At 60.5% G+C, this 17207-nt stretch carries 16 protein-coding genes; 7 read left to right on the plus strand and 9 right to left on the minus strand.

Features of this window, described 5'->3' with window-relative positions; genetic code table 11:
- Positions 1 to 52 precede the first annotated feature (52 nt).
- From V6F91_RS22920 to V6F91_RS22935, 4 genes are all read left to right on the plus strand, one after another.
- On the plus strand, positions 53 to 778 hold the full coding sequence (locus V6F91_RS22920) for a DNA-3-methyladenine glycosylase (protein ID WP_332768535.1): 726 nt from the start codon (positions 53 to 55) through the stop codon (positions 776 to 778).
- A gap of 150 nt (positions 779 to 928) precedes the next feature.
- Entirely contained in the window at positions 929 to 2245 is a 1317-nt protein-coding gene (locus V6F91_RS22925; protein ID WP_332768428.1) for a bifunctional DedA family/phosphatase PAP2 family protein, read from the plus strand.
- Between the two features lie 317 nt (positions 2246 to 2562).
- Entirely contained in the window at positions 2563 to 6045 is a 3483-nt protein-coding gene (locus tag V6F91_RS22930) for a calcium-binding protein (RefSeq protein WP_332768430.1), read from the plus strand.
- A 353-nt stretch (positions 6046 to 6398) separates the two neighbouring features.
- Complete coding sequence (locus V6F91_RS22935; RefSeq protein ID WP_332768432.1) at positions 6399 to 6644, plus strand: hypothetical protein; 246 nt, start codon at positions 6399 to 6401, stop codon at positions 6642 to 6644.
- 57 nt (positions 6645 to 6701) lie between these two features.
- Here the strand turns inward: V6F91_RS22935 and V6F91_RS22940 are convergent, their stop codons facing one another.
- The 5 genes from V6F91_RS22940 to V6F91_RS22960 form a co-directional block, all read right to left on the minus strand.
- Positions 6702 to 7277 carry a hypothetical protein gene (locus V6F91_RS22940; protein ID WP_332768434.1) on the minus strand — a complete coding sequence of 192 codons (576 nt, stop codon included), beginning with the start codon at positions 7275 to 7277 and terminating at the stop codon, positions 6702 to 6704.
- 70 nt (positions 7278 to 7347) lie between these two features.
- The gene (locus V6F91_RS22945; RefSeq protein WP_332768436.1) at positions 7348 to 7578 is read right to left on the minus strand and encodes a hypothetical protein; all 231 of its coding nucleotides are present in this window, start codon (positions 7576 to 7578) and stop codon (positions 7348 to 7350) included.
- Positions 7579 to 7691: 113 nt separating this feature from the next.
- A complete protein-coding gene (locus V6F91_RS22950; protein ID WP_332768438.1) occupies positions 7692 to 8282 on the minus strand; it encodes an LON peptidase substrate-binding domain-containing protein in 591 nt (196 codons plus the stop codon).
- A 10-nt stretch (positions 8283 to 8292) separates the two neighbouring features.
- The gene (locus V6F91_RS22955) at positions 8293 to 9009 is read right to left on the minus strand and encodes an LrgB family protein (protein ID WP_332768440.1); all 717 of its coding nucleotides are present in this window, start codon (positions 9007 to 9009) and stop codon (positions 8293 to 8295) included.
- Entirely contained in the window at positions 9009 to 9371 is a 363-nt protein-coding gene (locus tag V6F91_RS22960) for a CidA/LrgA family protein (protein ID WP_203419627.1), read from the minus strand. The genes V6F91_RS22955 and V6F91_RS22960 overlap by 1 nt, the downstream gene beginning before the upstream one ends.
- Before the next feature lie 180 nt (positions 9372 to 9551).
- On the opposite strand from V6F91_RS22960, the gene V6F91_RS22965 reads away from it, so the two are divergent.
- From V6F91_RS22965 to V6F91_RS22975, 3 genes are all read left to right on the plus strand, one after another.
- Complete coding sequence (locus tag V6F91_RS22965) at positions 9552 to 10007, plus strand: MaoC family dehydratase (RefSeq protein ID WP_090286645.1); 456 nt, start codon at positions 9552 to 9554, stop codon at positions 10005 to 10007.
- A gap of 102 nt (positions 10008 to 10109) precedes the next feature.
- Positions 10110 to 11837 carry a C13 family peptidase gene (locus V6F91_RS22970; protein WP_332768444.1) on the plus strand — a complete coding sequence of 576 codons (1728 nt, stop codon included), beginning with the start codon at positions 10110 to 10112 and terminating at the stop codon, positions 11835 to 11837.
- Between the two features lie 27 nt (positions 11838 to 11864).
- Positions 11865 to 12506, plus strand: coding sequence for an oxidoreductase (locus V6F91_RS22975; RefSeq protein ID WP_258447892.1), 642 nt, complete (start codon positions 11865 to 11867; stop codon positions 12504 to 12506).
- A 114-nt stretch (positions 12507 to 12620) separates the two neighbouring features.
- On the opposite strand, the gene V6F91_RS22980 is transcribed toward V6F91_RS22975, so the two are convergent.
- The 4 genes from V6F91_RS22980 to V6F91_RS22995 form a co-directional block, all read right to left on the minus strand.
- The gene (locus V6F91_RS22980) at positions 12621 to 12905 is read right to left on the minus strand and encodes a YceK/YidQ family lipoprotein (protein ID WP_332768447.1); all 285 of its coding nucleotides are present in this window, start codon (positions 12903 to 12905) and stop codon (positions 12621 to 12623) included.
- Entirely contained in the window at positions 12898 to 13545 is a 648-nt protein-coding gene (ubiX, locus tag V6F91_RS22985; protein WP_332768449.1) for a flavin prenyltransferase UbiX, read from the minus strand. Before ubiX ends, V6F91_RS22980 begins: the two co-directional genes overlap by 8 nt.
- Positions 13542 to 14891 (minus strand): UDP-N-acetylmuramate:L-alanyl-gamma-D-glutamyl-meso-diaminopimelate ligase, encoded by a 1350-nt coding sequence (gene mpl, locus V6F91_RS22990; RefSeq protein ID WP_332768451.1) that lies wholly within the window; start codon positions 14889 to 14891, stop codon positions 13542 to 13544. The genes ubiX and mpl overlap by 4 nt, the downstream gene beginning before the upstream one ends.
- Before the next feature lie 268 nt (positions 14892 to 15159).
- On the minus strand, positions 15160 to 17073 hold the full coding sequence (locus V6F91_RS22995; RefSeq protein ID WP_332768453.1) for a sigma-54-dependent Fis family transcriptional regulator: 1914 nt from the start codon (positions 17071 to 17073) through the stop codon (positions 15160 to 15162).
- Between the last annotated feature and the right edge of the window lie 134 nt (positions 17074 to 17207).

Below are 17207 nucleotides of genomic sequence, written 5' to 3' on the forward strand. Positions count from 1 at the left end.
CTCAGCGTTGTTATCATCACGGCCTCTTGAGCCTGGATCAGCCTTGTCCATCATGACCAACGAGCCTCAACACCCTGAGCCCACGCGCCTGCCTGTGGGCCTGCCGGACAGTTTTTTCGAGCGTGACGCCCAAGTGCTGGCGCAGGATCTGCTCGGCAAAGTCATCCGCCATCGCGTCGGCGATCTGTGGCTGAGTGCGCGAATCATCGAAACCGAAGCCTATTACTGCGCCGAAAAAGGCAGCCATGCCTCGCTCGGTTACACAGAAAAGCGTAAGGCTTTGTTTCTGGATGGCGGGCACATTTATATGTACTACGCCCGGGGCGGCGATTCGCTGAACTTCAGCGCGCAGGGTCCGGGCAATGCCGTACTGATCAAATCCGCTTATCCGTGGGTCGATGAAATCAGCGGTCCGGCGAGCATGGCGCAAATGCTTCTGAACAACCCCGACGCTCAAGGCCGCCCCCGTCCTGCGCAGAAGCTTTGCGCCGGGCAGACATTGCTGTGCAAGGCTCTCGGGCTGAAAGTACCGATGTGGGACGCCAAGCGTTTCGATCATGAACTGTTATTGGTGGAAGCCACCGGTCCCGCGCCCTCACACATTATCCAAACGACTCGTCTGGGCATTCCGCTCGGACGGGACGAGCACCTGATGTACCGCTTCGTCGATGCAGCCTACGCGCAATGGTGCACGCGGAACCCGCTGCGCCGGGGCCAGGTCGAAGGCCGGGATTATTTTCTGCTGCCTGGAGCCGACACCGAATCCGCAACTGAATGATTGACCTCTGTGAGAGCGAGCCTGCTCGCGAAGGGGACTCTACAAAAGCACTTTCATCGCCTGATACAGCGCATTCGCGAGCAGGCTCGCTCCCACAGGTGAGCAGTAATTCCCTGAATATCAATTGCAGCTTTGATGGAGTTTTTCTGTATGGGCCCATGGCTCGATAGCGTGACCGGTTGGCTGGCAGCCAATCCACAGTGGCTGGCAGCTGCGGTGTTCGTTGTGGCGCTGGTGGAATGCCTGGCGATCGCCGGACTGATCGTACCGGGCACCGTTCTGTTGTTCGCGGTTGCGGTTCTGGCCGGCAGCGGCGCGCTGTCACTGAGCGAAACCCTGTTGCTGGGCTTTCTCGGCGGCATTCTCGGCGATCTGATTTCGTATTTTCTCGGCCGACATTTCCATCAAAATATCCGTCGTTTGCCGGGGTTGCGCAGTCATCCGCAGTGGATGGCCGGCGCCGAGTCGTATTTCCAGCGCTACGGCATCGCCAGCCTGCTGGTGGGTCGCTTTATCGGGCCGTTACGTCCCATGTTGCCGATGGTGGCGGGCATGTGCGACATGCCGTTCCCACGCTTTATCGCCGTTAGCCTGCTCGCCGCGGCGGGCTGGAGCCTCGCCTACCTGCTGCCGGGCTGGGCCACTGGCGCGGCGTTCCGTTTGCCCTTGCCCGAAGGTTTCTGGCTCGAAGCGGGTATTGTCGCCGCCAGCATCGCGGTGATGGTCGGCCTGAGCGTCAACAGCAGCGTTCGTCGCCATCGTCGCGCGACGATCTGGATCGGCGGCATGAGCCTGTTGATCCTGATCGGCCTGTTCATCGGCTACCCGTACCTGACGGCGCTCGACAACGGAGTGATGACTCTGGTGCAGGAACATCGTCAGCCAGCGCTGGACGAAATTGCCGTGACGCTGACGCTGATCGGCGAATTCCGCAACATGCTGCTGTTCAGCGCCCTGCTGGTCGTGCTGTTGCTGTTGTGCAAGCAGTGGCGCCAGGCGATGTTCGCCGGTGCCACCATGCTGATCACCGCAATGGCCAATACCGGGACCAAATACTTCTTCGCCCGAGTGCGCCCGGAAGTACTCAGTGATCCATTGACCACCTACAGCATGCCCAGCGGCCATGCTTCTGGCGCGTTTGCCTTGTTCCTGACGCTGGGCGTGCTGGCCGGTCGCGGCCAGCCGCCACGCATGCGCCTGACCTGGCTGCTGATCGCTTGCATCCCGGCGCTCTCTATCGCCTTGTCGCGGGTCTATCTGGGGGCGCACTGGCCGACCGACATCCTTGCCGGCGCCATGCTCGCCAGTTGCGTTTGCGCCGCGATGCTATGGCTGAGCCAGCGTCAGAGTTCCCTCAACCCGATGCCGTTCAAGATCTGGTGGCTGATACTGCCATCGATGATGGCCATGTTCGGCTTCTTCGTGCTGCGCCATCTTCCACATACGCTGCTGCGTTACGCTTATTGATTGAAGCTGCACAAGCGTTATTTTCTCGCCCTGCTCTTTTCGGAAAGTTCCGACGAGAGCAGCGCTATTAACTGATTCATAAATTCCTGTTGCGAGTAAGTTTTCACGCAAGCGTGATATCAACTTTCGTACTTCCATAGTTAATAAAAAACCGGGTTACACAATCACTTCTCCAACAGCGCGATAAACAATTCCACGCTGCGCAAAAACCATTAGATTGGCTCATTCAGTTCAATAATTTCCAACATTCAAAAACGCTTGATGAAAACAACCGGTACGGATACCGGCTAACGCTACAACTCATTAAAGGACTAATCGTGTCAACACTCATCGTTCCAAGCGTCGCAGCTCTTGAGGTCCGCGCGATCGGCCTGCAACAGATCGCGGCCTCGGCCAACATCCACGGACGGCAGCCGGCGCACATCGAGCCGTCGAACAGCGCCAGTCCGGCGGACCCGGACGCCCCGTTCCGGCGTACGCTGGCATCCCTCGACCAACATTTCGGCCCGCTGCGCATCGGCGAGGTCGCGACTACCCGGGTCGAACTTCAGGCTTTCGGGGCCACCGTGCGCGGCCAACCCATCAGCCCGGCGAATGCCGGCATGCAGAACGCGGATCAGGCCTTTCTCGACGGACTCAACTTCGATGCCGACAAGGCCCAGGCACGCCTGAAAACCATTGATGCCGCCGACATTGACGGCCCCGGCCTGCTGTTTTTTGAAATTTCCAGCCAGCGCTCGGCCAATGCCGGAAAGCTGTTTGTCAGCGCTGGCGACATCAAGCCACGCAGCTTGATGGGACGTCTCAATCATTTCTGCGAGGCCGCGCAGAAACTTGAAGTGCAACCGATCGACGCCTTGGAAAACGCCCCCGGCTGGGTCAACAAAGGCAAAAGTTATCTACTGAGCGGCGCCGGTGTGGGCATGCAGGCATTCGGTATCTACAGCGGTTACCGCGCCATGCTTGATGCGATCAAACATGGCGAGACGGGAGAGGCCTGGTTTCAGGGAGGCTCGATTGCCGCCGAACTGGGCTCGCTGATTCTTGAGCAAGGCTTCAGCAAGGGTGGTCAGGCCATGCTCACTCAGGGTGGCAAGGTGTTCCGCTATTTTCCGCGCACCTCGTTCGGCAAATACCTGGGACGCGGCGCCGGCATGTTTGCCAGCGTCATTACCTTGCCGTTCGACATCGCTGATGCGGTGAAATCGTTCAACGCCGCCGCGGTCTCCAGTGGCAAGGAAGCCCAGGATCATTACGTCAATGCCGGGTTCAGCGTAGCCGGCGCTGGCATCAGCCTGGCGCTTGGCGCGGCGGCGCTGGCCGGATTTGGCAGTGTCGCCGGTCCGCTCGGCCTGGCTGCCGCCGGATTGCTGATCGCCGGTTCGATGATCTACCACGCCGCACGCGCGGTCGATGACATCGACGACTACATCGAATTGACATTCCACGAGCGTCTGCGCTCCGGCTGGTTCGCCTTTACCGGGCAGGAAATGGACAAGGACGTCATGGATCGCTTCAAGCTGTCCAAGGGTTATCGCGACCATGAGACCCAATTGCAAATATCTGCCCGCCAGATGCTCGACGGTGCGTACAAACACTCCCTCGAACACATCATCAACGGCGCCTTCCGCGTAGAACTCAAACCAGTGGAAATCTGGCGCTACCAATGGGATGAAGCCGCGGGTGAAAAGCCGTTCAAGCTCGACAGCTATGCGGCGATCGTGGAAGGCGACGACGTGATCGACGCCAGCAAAGGACTGCCAACGGACCTCAAGGGCAAGGTTTCGGGCACCGCTGGGGATGGCAAAGGCGTGTTCTGGCGCCTTGGCGACGGTAATGACCGAGTGGTCGGCGTGGCGGACCAGGCCAATCTGTTTACCTACCGCAACGATCACAAAGCCTTGACGGGCGGTGCCAAAAGCGATGCGTTCTATCAGGAAATCAGCGACGCCGAACTCAACCGCACGAGCAAACCGGCGCACCTCAGCGTGCTGGATGGCGGCGCCGGTTCAGACACTCTGGCGTTCGAAGGCAGCCGCCCACGAGACGACACGCGTCATATCGGCCATGACGTCGATCTGCAAAGCGGCAAGGTCAGCTTGCGCGGTCTCGACCCCGATGCCGGAGCGGTGCACGTTGCGCAACTGACGTCGATCGAAAACGTCTCGACGCTGCGCAAGGGCACCAGCCGCGTCACCGGCAGCGATGAAGCCAACCGGATCGCCGCCAACGGTAATGACCGGGTCAACGCCGGGGCCGGCGACGACACCATTGCCATCGGCGGTTTCGAATGCACGGTGGATGGCGGCAGCGGCAAGGACTGTTATTACATCGCCGACACGTGCGCGCGAACCACGATTGTCGAAGACGGCGAGCACGCCAGCCTGATCGAATTTGGCTGGCCGCTGGAAGTCATCCAGCGCTGGGAAATCGCCAACACCGCGCTGATGGTCGGCTCCCTGCGCGGCGATGACGGCAGCGAGCCGGAGCACGTCTTGACGATCAAAAATGTCTACCAGTGGGTAGACGGCCGGCGCCAATTGAAAAACGACAAACTGGTGTTCAAGACACAGGACCAATATGAGCTGCTGGCGCTACTGCCGGCGACACCGGGCGAGGGATTGATCGAGCGTGTCGATATCGCGGTGAGTGTCATCGGTAAACCGAGCCCTGCGCCGGAAATCGTCAATGTCGGCACGGTGGAAATCAATGACTTGGGGCGTAATCGGCATTTTGTGTCGCGCCTGCCTGGCAGTGTCGGGTTTCTGGCCAAGCCACATGCCGCACGCACTTCTCGTTCGATTCACCTCGACTTCAGCAATGAAGAAATCAGCGACGTGGTCGTCAGCTATGACGTCGAAGTGCGCAAGGGCGTTTCCGGCAATACTCACCTGACTTACAAAGACATCAATCTGTCACTGCACTTGCCGGGTAAAGTCGTGAGCTTCACAGGGGTCATTCAGCCGATCGCCGCGGCCACCGGTTACAGCGGCAGAAACAGCTTGAAAGTCACTACGCCGCAGCTTGCCCAGGACATCGTCCTGATCCTGCAGGACAAGGTTTCATATCGCCTGCAAGTGCCGGATATGGATTACCGCAACGATGCCGAAAACCCCGGCCCGCGCAGCCAGAGCACCCGCAGTTGCCTCAAGCGACGTACCGGTGACTATCTGTTCACCCGACCGGTGTCCGGAGCAAAACTGGCATTGCCGGCGCAACCCAGCAAAGTGACGATTCCGGCAGGGCCGCACACCGGTATCTATGTGCTCGAAGGGCAAAGTTCGATTTACGACGTACACCTGTCCAGTAACTCGATCGTGCGCCTTTCGACGCCTGGCGCTGCTGCCAAAACCGCCAACGCGTCGATCTGGAACCTGTTCACCGGCGCCATGACGCAGACGATCGCGCGCGACGACATACAGCTTGACGCCAACCGGCTACGCATCGGTAGCGCCGTGATCGAACTGCCGACGGTCGACGACGATTCGCCCGTCGAGTCGGTCAACGTTGTGACCTGCGCAGGTAACATTTATGAAGTGTCGCTGCTGTTCGAGGTCCTTCAACTCTATGTCATCGACGCTCGCGGCTATGCCAGCGTTGCCGCACTGGAAGTGGATCTCGACGCGCATCGGCTGCGCAACGAACTGGCGGCCACCGTGCATGTCACCCACGTCAGCGCCAAGGGAAAAGACGGCAGCGTGGTCTACCGCTCGACGAAACGACACTGGGGCCTGAATGCGGACCCGAAGGCGCGCATCGAGCTTGAAGATCTGCTGATCTTGCCAACGCCAACAGCCTGATCGCCCCACCCCTGACGTCATGGCGAGTCGCTGCAGTCCGGATGGCTGCAGCGATGCCCATGATTCGGCCAAGCGCAAGAGCGGGCTGAGACGTCAATCAAGGAGCTTGCCTGCATGAAACAAAAACCGGGGGCACGCCCCACATCGCCACCTCGGCGGCGCGATCCTGGAACTGCCCCAAAGGCGACAAGACCTTCGCTGACGGCGTCGTATGGCCAGCCCGAGCATGACCGGCCCTGATTTGTATCTGTTGTACCCCCCCTTCAGCCAATGGATGGCTGACCTGCACAAAGGAATGAATTTTGGATTCCGACACAGTTCAGGCGAGAACTCCGATACCTCGTTCGAGATGGATGAATCGCGCGATTATCCCTTGCTGCGGCGCGAACAGAATCTCGGCTTTCGGTGACCGCGCCGAGGCCATCGAGAAAGCCACTTGGTCAGGGATGGATGAGTACGACCAACATGGCAATAATGCCTATGACGGATTGATCGATGAAATAGCCCGCTCCGGCGGCGTCGTATTGAAACTATCCAAAGACCGGAGTACTTGCTCCAACGATGTGACCTGGCCGGTGGCCGAACATCACCGAGCCTGAAAATACGCGCCATTCATCACTGATGGATGGCGCGTTTATCAAACAGTTTTTTTAAAATTATTCGACGACCTTGATCACGAACGTCGCCGGGTTGTTATTGAACGCGTTGTGCCGGGTCTCATTTGGATCTTCGTCCACAAAGGTGACCATGCCGTCGCTTACATAGCGGTACAACGGCTTGCTTTTCGAGTTCTTGTCATCCGTTTTTCTGCTCAATTCAAGATGGGCCGGGCTCGCTTCGATGTCAGCAAGCGAATTTTTCGGCACACCGAACGTACGCGCAGAAAAGCGTTGCGCGACGGCACTGGTACTGGCTAAAAGGTTATGCGTTACAGCCTCTATGAACAAGCGCGCATTGGCGAATGCTCCCGTCTGCACGAGGGTGATTTCATAGTCGTCACCCTGGGGTACGAATTTCAGTAACAGCGGATCGTCATCCTCGCCGTCGCCCAGCGTGATGAAACTGGCGACCCGCGTATCCGCCAGCCCGACCTCGGCTTCCAATTGCTCACCCTTGGTAATCCGCGGCTGGCCAAGCACTTTTTGCAGACGCTGTTGATTGAGCACCACCGGCCGGCCATCCAGATAAAGATGGGCGGTGAAGGTTTTGCTGTTTATTTTGGCTATGGACATGAATTGCACCTGTAAGCGTCCGGCCGTCGGCAATACCAACGGCAGGCAATATTGAAAAAACGCAAAGTATTCAGACAGCGGCGGCGGCCACTACGGTTGAGGCGGTGGCGGACATACGTGAAATATCGCCCGCCGGAACTTTTGCGGATTTTCGCTTACGTCGGGCAATCACCATGCGATCCGCATAAGTGGATGCTGCTTCAATCACGTTATTGAGGTTATGGTCAGTCTCGGCATGTTTCAAAATATACTTGCCAGCAATGTCGTCCCAAAACTCCCATTCATCTTCATATACAGTCATGACTCTTCCTTATTTTTGTTCAAGTTTCCCGCGTCCTGCGGGCAACTTGAAAGTAAGGTAAAGCCATCAGTGCGGCAATGCTGGCAAACGCGATCAGTTGATTCAAAGTACAACTAAGCGAACAACTCGCCCTGCAACTCATCGAGCAAAGCCTGAATCGCGTCCAACCGTTGCTGGGGATCATCGAGTTGCAGCAGGTCGATCTTGTCTTCTTCAGCGAACGGCAACAGATAGGCCAACTGATTGGCCAGCGATTGCTGACCGATAGCATCGGTGCCCATGTCGAGCGCTTCGACCATCGGGTGTTCGGCGAGCGCCTTGAGCAGCGCGACCAGATCGGCGTCTTCGTCCTGCAAGGGTTGTTCGGGCTCGTCGTCGAGCCACTCGACGTCGGCCAGCATCAACTGGTCGCGTTGTACTTCGGTACGCAATACCGTAAAGCGGCGGCCGCCCTGCACGCGAATACCGAGCAGGCCGTTGTCCTGTTGCTGGAAATCGGTGATGCGCGCCTCGCAACCGACCAGGGCAAACCCTTGCGGCGCGACGCCGACTTCGTTGCCTTCAAGGATGCACACCACGCCGAAGCCGACGCCCTGTTTCATGCAGCGGCCGATCATGTCGAGGTAACGTGCCTCGAAAATCTGCAAATCGAGGTTGCAGCCGGGGAACAGCACCGTGTTCAGCGGGAAAAGCGGCAGACTCATAGACATTTCCTTACACCACCATCGACACCGCCAACGGCAGGAACACCGCCGTGGCAACGCCCATCAGACTCATCGCCAGCGCCGCGAAAGCGCCGCATTCATCACTTTCCTGAAGCGCCACCGAGGTGCCGACCGCATGGGCGGTCATGCCCAGCGCCATGCCGCGCGCCTCCGGGCTATGGACGCCGAGACGGGTCAGCAGCGCCGGGCCGAAGATCGCCCCGATCACTCCGGTAATCAATACGAACACCGCCGCCAGCGCCGCGACACCACCGATCTGCTCGGCCACCAGCATGGCAATCGGCGAGGTCACCGACTTCGGCGCCATGGTCATCAGAATCATGTGCTCGGCACCGAACCACCAGCCCAGCGCCACACCCATGCCAGTCGCCACCACCCCGCCTATCACCAGCGTAGTAAATATCGGCCAGAACAATTGCCGAATCCGCCGCAGATTCAGATACAGCGGCACCGCCAGCGCCACTGTCGCCGGACCGAGCAGAATGCTGAGAATTTCGGTGCTTTTGCGGTACTCGGCGTACGTCACGCCGCAACCGACCAGCACGGCAATCACCAGCAACATGGAGACCAGCACCGGCTGCAAAAAGATCCAGCGGGTTTTCTCGAACGCTGCCAGCACCAGTTGATAGGCACCGAGTGTGATGCCGATGCCGAACAGCGGATGATGGATGACCGACGCCCAGGCACCTTGCCAATCGAACAGCATCAGGATTCCTCCGCCGGCGGCGCGTGACGCTTGACCAGGCGCTGCATCAGCACACCGGCAAAGGCCATCGACAGGATCAGCGATAGCACCAGCGCGCCGACAATCGCCCAGAAATCCGCCGCAATCGCCGCTGCATAGACCATGACGCCAACGGCTGGCGGCACCAGCAGCAACGGCAGGTAACGCAGCAGGCTGCCGGCGGCAAGGTTCAGCGGCTCACCGACTTCACCGCGAATGATCAGGAACCCCAGCAACAGCAGCAGACCGATGATCGGCCCCGGGAGCACCGGTAACAGTAAATGATTGAGAGCGGTACCGAGCAATTGAAACAGCACCAGCAGGGTCAGGCCACGTAGCAACATCAGACATCTCTCCGCGCAAGTCGCCTGCATTATAAGCACGCCTGCGCTATGGATCGGCATTCGCCAAAAGCATGGTCGGTTGACCGCGGCAAATCGCCGTGATGATCTACAGTGGTTCGCAGGGCGGTCAAATCCTGCACCTGAAAAACTATAAAACCGATGAACCCAAGGAGAGTCTCAATGCCCTATGTTCCCGTTGCAGAGCTCAAAGATCATGTCGGCAAGGAACTCGGACGTTCCGAATGGCTCACCATCGATCAGGAGCGCATCAACCTGTTCGCTGAAGCCACCGGTGATTATCAGTTCATCCATGTCGACCCGGTCAAAGCCGCGCAGACGCCCTTTGGCAGCACCATTGCCCACGGTTTCCTGTCACTGTCGCTGATGCCGAAACTGATGGAAGACATCCTCGTGCTACCCGAAGGCGTGAAGATGGTGGTCAATTATGGGCTGGACAGTGTGCGTTTCATTCAGCCAGTGAAGGTCGACTCGAAAGTCCGATTGAAGGTCGATCTGGTTGAAGTCACCGAGAAAAAGCCCGGCCAGTGGTTGCTCAAGGCTATCGCGACCCTCGAGATAGAGGGCTCGGAGAAACCGGCCTATATTGCCGAACCGCTGTCGCTCTGCTTCGTCTGATCGCTGCGGATGCGAAGCAGCGCACGCTGTTTCGCGTCACCTCTCTATATATGCGACGCATAGCTGCGGCATACTCGGTCGCCTAATTGCCCGGATCCCGCTATGCGCTCACTTGCTTGTCTTGCACCCCTTGCCTTGACCCTGATGCTCACCGCTTGCGGCGACGGCGAATCGCTGTTGCCGCCGGATGCGCGCCTGCCGGATGGCGGACGCTATCGCGGTGAACTGGTCGACGGCTTGTTGCAAGGTCAGGGTCGCGTCGACTACCCCAATGGCAGTTGGTACGCCGGGCAGTTCGACAAGGGTCAGTGGCATGGTCAGGGCGAATGGCACGGCAGCAACGGCGAGGTCTATCGCGGTCAGTTCGCGCAGGGCCTGTTCGACGGCCAGGGCAGCCTGACCACCAACGCCAGCAGTTACACAGGTGGCTTCAAGCAGGGCCGGCGCGAGGGCGAAGGCACGCTGAAAGAAAACGGCATGACCTACCGCGGCGAATTTCGCGCCGACCAGTATTCCGGGCTCGGCCGTCTGGAAATGGAAGACGGCAGCTCCTATCAGGGCCAGTTCGCCCACGGCAAACCCAACGGTGAAGGCCAGCGCGGCGATGCCAGCGGCAACTCGTTCACCGGGCATTTCGTCAACGGCCAGCTCGAAGGCAACGGCACCTTCAACAGCGCCGACGGCGACATCTATGTCGGCGGTTTCAAAAACAACCAGTTGCACGGCAAGGGCCGCTACGAAAATGCCGACGGCGACGTCTGGCTCGGCCAGTTCAAGGAAGGCGCGCTGACCGGCAAGGGCGAACTGATCGGCGCCGACGGCAGCCATTACATCGGCGTATTCAATGATTGGCGCTTCACCGGCCAGGGTCGCTTGAACCTGTCTGACGGCAGCTTCTACATCGGCGGCTTCGACAACGACAGCTATTCCGGTCGCGGAACCCTGGTGCTGACCGACGGCAGCGTGCTCAGCGGCACCTGGCTCAATGGCCAGCGCGTGCGTGACGCTGACGGCAAATTGCTGCCCGATACCCTCGAACTGGGTTTGCTCGCCCAAGGTCGTTTGCTCGACGAAGCATTGACGGCGATTCCCGCCTCGACCCCGGCCGTGGAGCTGTACACCCTGACCCTCGGCGGCGACGGCAAGCAAAGCGTGTTTCTGCGCGAGTCCGACTTTGTCGCCAACATGCTCAACACGCGTTTCGGTGCCTTTGGCCAGATTCGTCTGGTCAACCATCGCGATCACCTTGGCGACCGGCCGATGGCCACCCGCGAAAACCTGCGCCGGGCCGCGCAAGCCCTGGCCGAACGCAGTGGCCCGGAAGACTTGTTGTTCATTTACTTGACCAGCCACGGCACGGCAGAACATGAGCTGGTGCTCGATCAGCCACGCATGGAGCTGGCGGACCTGCCCGCCGACGAACTCGCCGCGGTGCTGGCGCCACTGAAGCACCGTGACAAGATCATCGTGATTTCGTCGTGCTATTCCGGCGGTTTCATTCCAGCGCTAAAAGACGAACGCACGCTGATCATGACCGCCTCGCGCGCCGACCGGGTGTCGTTCGGCTGCTCCGAAGAAGCCAATTTCACCTATTTTGGCGACGCTCTGTTCGCCCAGGCGCTGAACCAGACCGATGATCTGGAGCAGGCCTTCAAACTGGCCAGGGCCACCGTCGCCGAGCGCGAGCTGGCGGATGGATTCGAGGCCTCGGAGCCGCAGATCTGGGCGCCAAAAACCGTGTTGTCGCACTGGCAGCTGCTGCGCAAACAGCAGGCCCGTAAAGCGTTGCAAAGTGCTGCGTTGAACGACGGGGCGACAAAAGGCAACTAAGCTGAACAGTATCAAGGGAGAGACACTATGTACTTGACGCCTCAGCACGTATTGCTTGCCGGAGCCACCGGACTGACCGGTGAACATCTACTCGATCGCCTGCTCAACGAGCCGACGATTTCTCGCGTGCTCGCCCCTTCGCGTCGCCCCCTGGCGGAACATCCGCACCTGGAAAACCCGGTGGGCGACCCGCAGACGTTTCTGCCGCAACTGAGCGGGCGCGTCGATATCGCCTATTGCTGCCTCGGCACCACGATCAAACAGGCGGGCTCGGAAGAAGCCTTTCGCGCGGTGGATCTGGACATGGTCGTGGCGTTTGCCAAACGCGCGCGGGAGATGGGCGCTCGGCATCTGATCGTGATCAGCGCGATCGGCGCCGATCCGAAATCCTCGGTGTTCTACAACCGGGTCAAAGGCGAAATGGAGCAGGCATTGCGTGCGCAGGACTGGCCGCAACTGACCATCTGCCGGCCTTCGTTATTGCTGGGCGAGCGGGTTGAGCCGCGTCTGGCCGAGCAATTGGCCGGGCCGCTGTCGAAGCTGATTCCGGGCAAATACCGCGGCATCGAAGCCTGCCAACTGGCGCGGGCGATGTGGCGGCTGGCGCTGGAAGAGCAGGATGGGGTACGGGTGATCGAGTCGGATGAGCTGCGCAAGCTTGGCAAATAATCCCCGTCGCTCTCGGAAACGCCTTCGCGAGCAGGCTCGCTCCCACAGGGGGGCGATCAGTCGCGGAGCGACTGTGGGAGCCAGCCTGCTGGCGATGGGGTGCGCAGCACTCCCCTACAATCCGCCCGTTGCCTGAAAACTCACGCCAATCACCGTCAACAATGACAGCGGCAACAATAGCGTATCCAACAGAGCGCTAGCCGGCAGGTCTGCGCCGGGATAGCTCGGCGCCTCGGCACCGAAGCGATCTTTCGCACAACAACCGCCATTGAGCGCATACCAATCCAGCCGCGTCCCGGAATACACCACCGGCGCGCCGGGTTTCGCCGCATCGAGCGTCCGCGCCGTGGCGCAGCCGCTCAGTTGCAAGGCCAGCACCAGCACCAGCAGCTTATTCATCGCTGCTCAGGTGATGCTCGCCCCAACGCGGCAGCATGTCTTGCGGTATACCGAGCAGATTGAGAATGCGCGCCACGACAAAATCGATCAGGTCATCGATGGTCTGCGGCTGGTGATAGAAACCCGGCGACGCCGGCAGAATCGTCACGCCCAGGTTCGACAGCTTGAGCATGTGCTCCAGATGAATGCTCGAATACGGCGCCTCGCGCGGCACCAGAATCAACTGGCGACGCTCTTTCAACGTGACGTCGGCGGCGCGCTCGATCAGGTTGTTGCAGGCGCCAGTGGCGATAGCCGACAGCGTGCCGGTCGAACACGGCACCACGACCATCGCCGCCGGCGCACCGGAGCCCGAGGCGACCGGCGACATCCAGTCTTCCTTGCCGTACACACGAATCTGCCCGGCGGCCGCTCCGGTGTATTCGGTGAGGAACGCCTGCATCATCTGCGGCTTGGCCGGCAGCGACACATCGGTCTCGGTGGCCATCACCAGTTGCGCAGCCTTGGAGATCAGGAAGTGCACTTCGCGATCTTCACGCACCAGACAATCGAGCAGGCGCAAACCGTATTGCGCGCCGGACGCACCGGTCATCGCCAGGGTGATGCGTTCCGGGCCGCCGCTCTGGGAATAACTGTTCATTGCAGCGCCTCGGCTAGTTTGCCGTGCAGACCGCCGAAGCCGCCGTTGCTCATGATCACCACATGCGTGCCGGGCTGCGCCTGGCTCTTCACGCGTTCAATGATGCCTTCCAGCGAATCGCTGACAATCGACGGCACCGTGCACAGCGCCGCAGTCGCGGCCAGGTCCCAGCCAAGATTGGCCGGGGCGTACCAGATCACCTGATCGGCATCAACTACGCTGTCGGGCAAACCGTCACGGTGCGCGCCGAGCTTCATCGAATTGGAGCGCGGCTCGATGATTGCGATCAGCGGCGCGTCGCCGATGCGCTTGCGCAGGCCATCGAGCGTGGTGGCGATGGCCGTCGGGTGGTGGGCGAAGTCGTCGTAAATGGTGATGCCGCGCACTTCCGCGACTTTTTCCATGCGGCGTTTGACGTTCTTGAAAGCGCTGAGACCGGCAATCCCCATCGACGGCACCACGCCGACATGCCGCGCGGCTGCCAGCGCCGCCAGCGCGTTGGCGACGTTGTGCTGGCCGGTCAACTCCCATTCGACGGTGCCTTGGGACACGCCTTCGAACATCACTTCGAACGCCGAGCCGTCTTCGCTGAGCAGTTTGACCTGCCACTGACCGCCGGCACCGGTGGTTTGCACCGGGGTCCAGCAACCCATCTCGATCACCCGCTGCAACGCCGGCTCGGTGGTCGGATGAATGACCAGACCTTCGCTCGGGATGGTGCGTACCAAGTGATGGAATTGCCGCTCGATCGCCGGCAGATCCGGGAAGATGTCGGCGTGATCGAACTCAAGGTTATTGAGGATGGCCGTGCGTGGTCGGTAGTGAACGAACTTCGAGCGCTTGTCGAAAAACGCACTGTCGTATTCATCGGCCTCGATGACGAAGAACGGTGTACCGCCCAACCGCGCCGATACCGAGAAGTTCTGTGGCACGCCGCCAATCAGGAAGCCCGGGCTCATGCCCGCATGCTCCAGCACCCAGGCGAGCATGCTGCTGGTGGTGGTCTTGCCGTGGGTGCCGGCGACGGCCAGTACCCAACGCCCTTGCAGCACATGATCAGCCAGCCACTGCGGGCCGGAGACGTACGCCAGGCCTTTGTTCAGCACGTATTCCACGGCCGGATTGCCACGGGACATGGCATTGCCGACCACCACCAGATCCGGCGCCGGATCAAGCTGCGCCGGGTCGTAGCCTTGGGTCAGCTGAATGCCCTGGGCTTCGAGTTGCGTGCTCATCGGTGGATAGACGTTGGCGTCGGAGCCGGTCACATGATGGCCCAGCTCTTTGGCCAACACCGCCATCGAGCCCATGAAAGTCCCGCAGATACCCAGAATATGAATGTGCATAGTCGACCTCGTAAAACATGGCCGCAGGTTAGCGTAGGGAGGGGCAAATGGCACTCTTTAGCTGAAGTCAGCGCACGCGCAGGCCGCTACATCCCGGGTTCATTTTCCGACCGCAGCCCCTCACCCCAGCCCTCTCCCGAGGGAGAGGGAGCCGATCTTCGTCGAATTCAAATTGTGAGTTCGCCCCGAAGTTTCGGGTTGGCGAATTACGCTCATTGAACACGGTCAGTCCCCTCTCCCTCCGGGAGAGGGCTAGGGTGAGGGGTATTTAACTGACACGCCGCTCAATCCCATGTTTGCGCAGCTTCCTGTAAAGCGTATTGCGGCTGATGCCCAGTTGCTCAGCGGTGCGCGTCATGTGCCAATGCGCTTGCTCCAGCGCACCCAGCAAAGCCAGCCGCTCGGCATCTTCCAGCGCAAACTCGGAAGCCCCCACCACTACAACCACCGGCCGCACCTGCCGTATCATCGCCGGCAAATCCTCCACCCCGACCCGCCCCTCATCACACAACGCCGCCAACGTGCGCAGCACATTGCGCAACTGCCGCACATTGCCCGGCCAGTCGAAAGCCAGCAACGCCTGACGCGCCGGCTCTTCAATCAAAATCGCCTCGCCCCCCGCTTCTTCGGCCAGCAGAAAATCCAGCAACTGCGCCTTGTCGCTACGCTCGCGTAATGCCGGTAGCGCAACTTCGAGACCATTGAGCCGGTAATACAGATCCTCGCGAAAACTGCCGTCCTCGACCCGCTCGAGCAGATTGCGGTGGGTGGCGCTGATGATCCGCACATTGACCGCCTCTGGTTCACCGCCGAGCGGCACCACTTGGCGATCTTCCAGCACCCGCAGCAAACGGGTCTGCAGGGCCAGCGGCATGTCGCCGATTTCATCGAGGAACAACGTGCCGCCATCGGCCTGCTGCAACTTGCCGCGCATGCCGTCCTTGCGCGCGCCGGTGAAGCTGCCGCCGCGATAGCCGAACAGTTCGCTCTCGATCAGGCTTTCCGGGATCGCCGCGCAATTGAGCGCGACGAAGGCCTTGCTGGAGCGCTGACTGGCCTGATGCACAGCCTTGGCGAAGGCTTCCTTGCCCGAGCCGGTTTCGCCGTTGATCAGCAGCGGCACATCGCGTTCGAACACGCGCAGGGCTTTGCGGAAACTCACTTGCAGTGTCTCGTCACCGAGGCAGATGCCGGGCAGGCGCGGCGTTTCGATGATTTCCGCCGGGGCAGGGACCGGTAGCGCTTTGCGTGATTCGCCGCGCAGGACGGCAAACAGATGCCGCCCGTCGCGGGTGCGCAGCGGCCAACTGGCGCTGGCATTGGCGCTGGCGCGAGCGAGCAAGTCATCGAGTGAACAATCGAAAAACGCTTCCACCGGTTTACCCAGCAAGCCGCCGCGAATATGCCCAAGCAGATTCAGCGCACTCTGGTTGACCGCGCTGATCCGCCCTTCCCCATCAAACGCCAGCAAGCCTTCGCTGAACAGCCCGACCGACTCGGCCTGCAGATGAAAGCGCAGCAACCACTGATTATCGAAGCAGCGCAGGAAGTAGCAACTCTCGATCATCTTCGCCGACAGATTGACCAGCGCCATGGTGTGAAACTGGCTCTGGCGCGAAACGTCATGACGCGCCGAAGACACATCGAGCACGGCGAGCAATTCGCCGTGCGGGTCGAACACCGGGCTCGCCGAGCAGGTCAGCCCGGTGTGGCAGCCGCGAAAGTGTTCGTCTTGATGAATGGTCAGCGCCTGACGCTCGACCAGGCAGGTGCCGATGCCGTTGGTGCCTTCGCGGGCTTCGCTCCAGTCGGCGCCGAGCCAGAGCCCGGCACGTTCGAAAATCTTGCGCTCGACCGGCGCGGTGACGCAGTTGAGGATCACCCCCCGCGCATCGGTCAACAGCACCGCGTGGCCGGCGCCGGAAAGCTGTTGGTGCAGGCTGCTCATTTCCGTGCCGGCGATTTGCAGCACCTGCTGCAGACGTTCGCGGCTTTCCAGCACGCGCCCGTGTTCGAGCACGGTCGGCGCCATGCTCAGGCCCGGGTCGAGGTGATAGTCCTCAAGACACCGCAGCCAGGAACGGGCGATCGACGGGTCGGCACCAGGGCCGTGCAAATGCGGCTTGCCCTGGGTGGCGGTGAAGACCTGGCGGGCATGGCGACTCAAATGGTTGTCGTGCATTTTTTATTGTTCTCCCCGAGGCGCGACGGCCCAATGCTGAGGTGACGCCCAGCATCCTCCAGCCACCGGCGCATTGCAATGCTGGCAAGACCGCCCGGTCACGGGCTGTGCCAGAAACGGTACAAATCGTCACC

The sequence above is a fragment of the Pseudomonas koreensis genome (genome assembly GCF_036668835.1).
Taxonomy (GTDB): Bacteria; Pseudomonadota; Gammaproteobacteria; order Pseudomonadales; family Pseudomonadaceae; genus Aquipseudomonas; species Aquipseudomonas koreensis_I.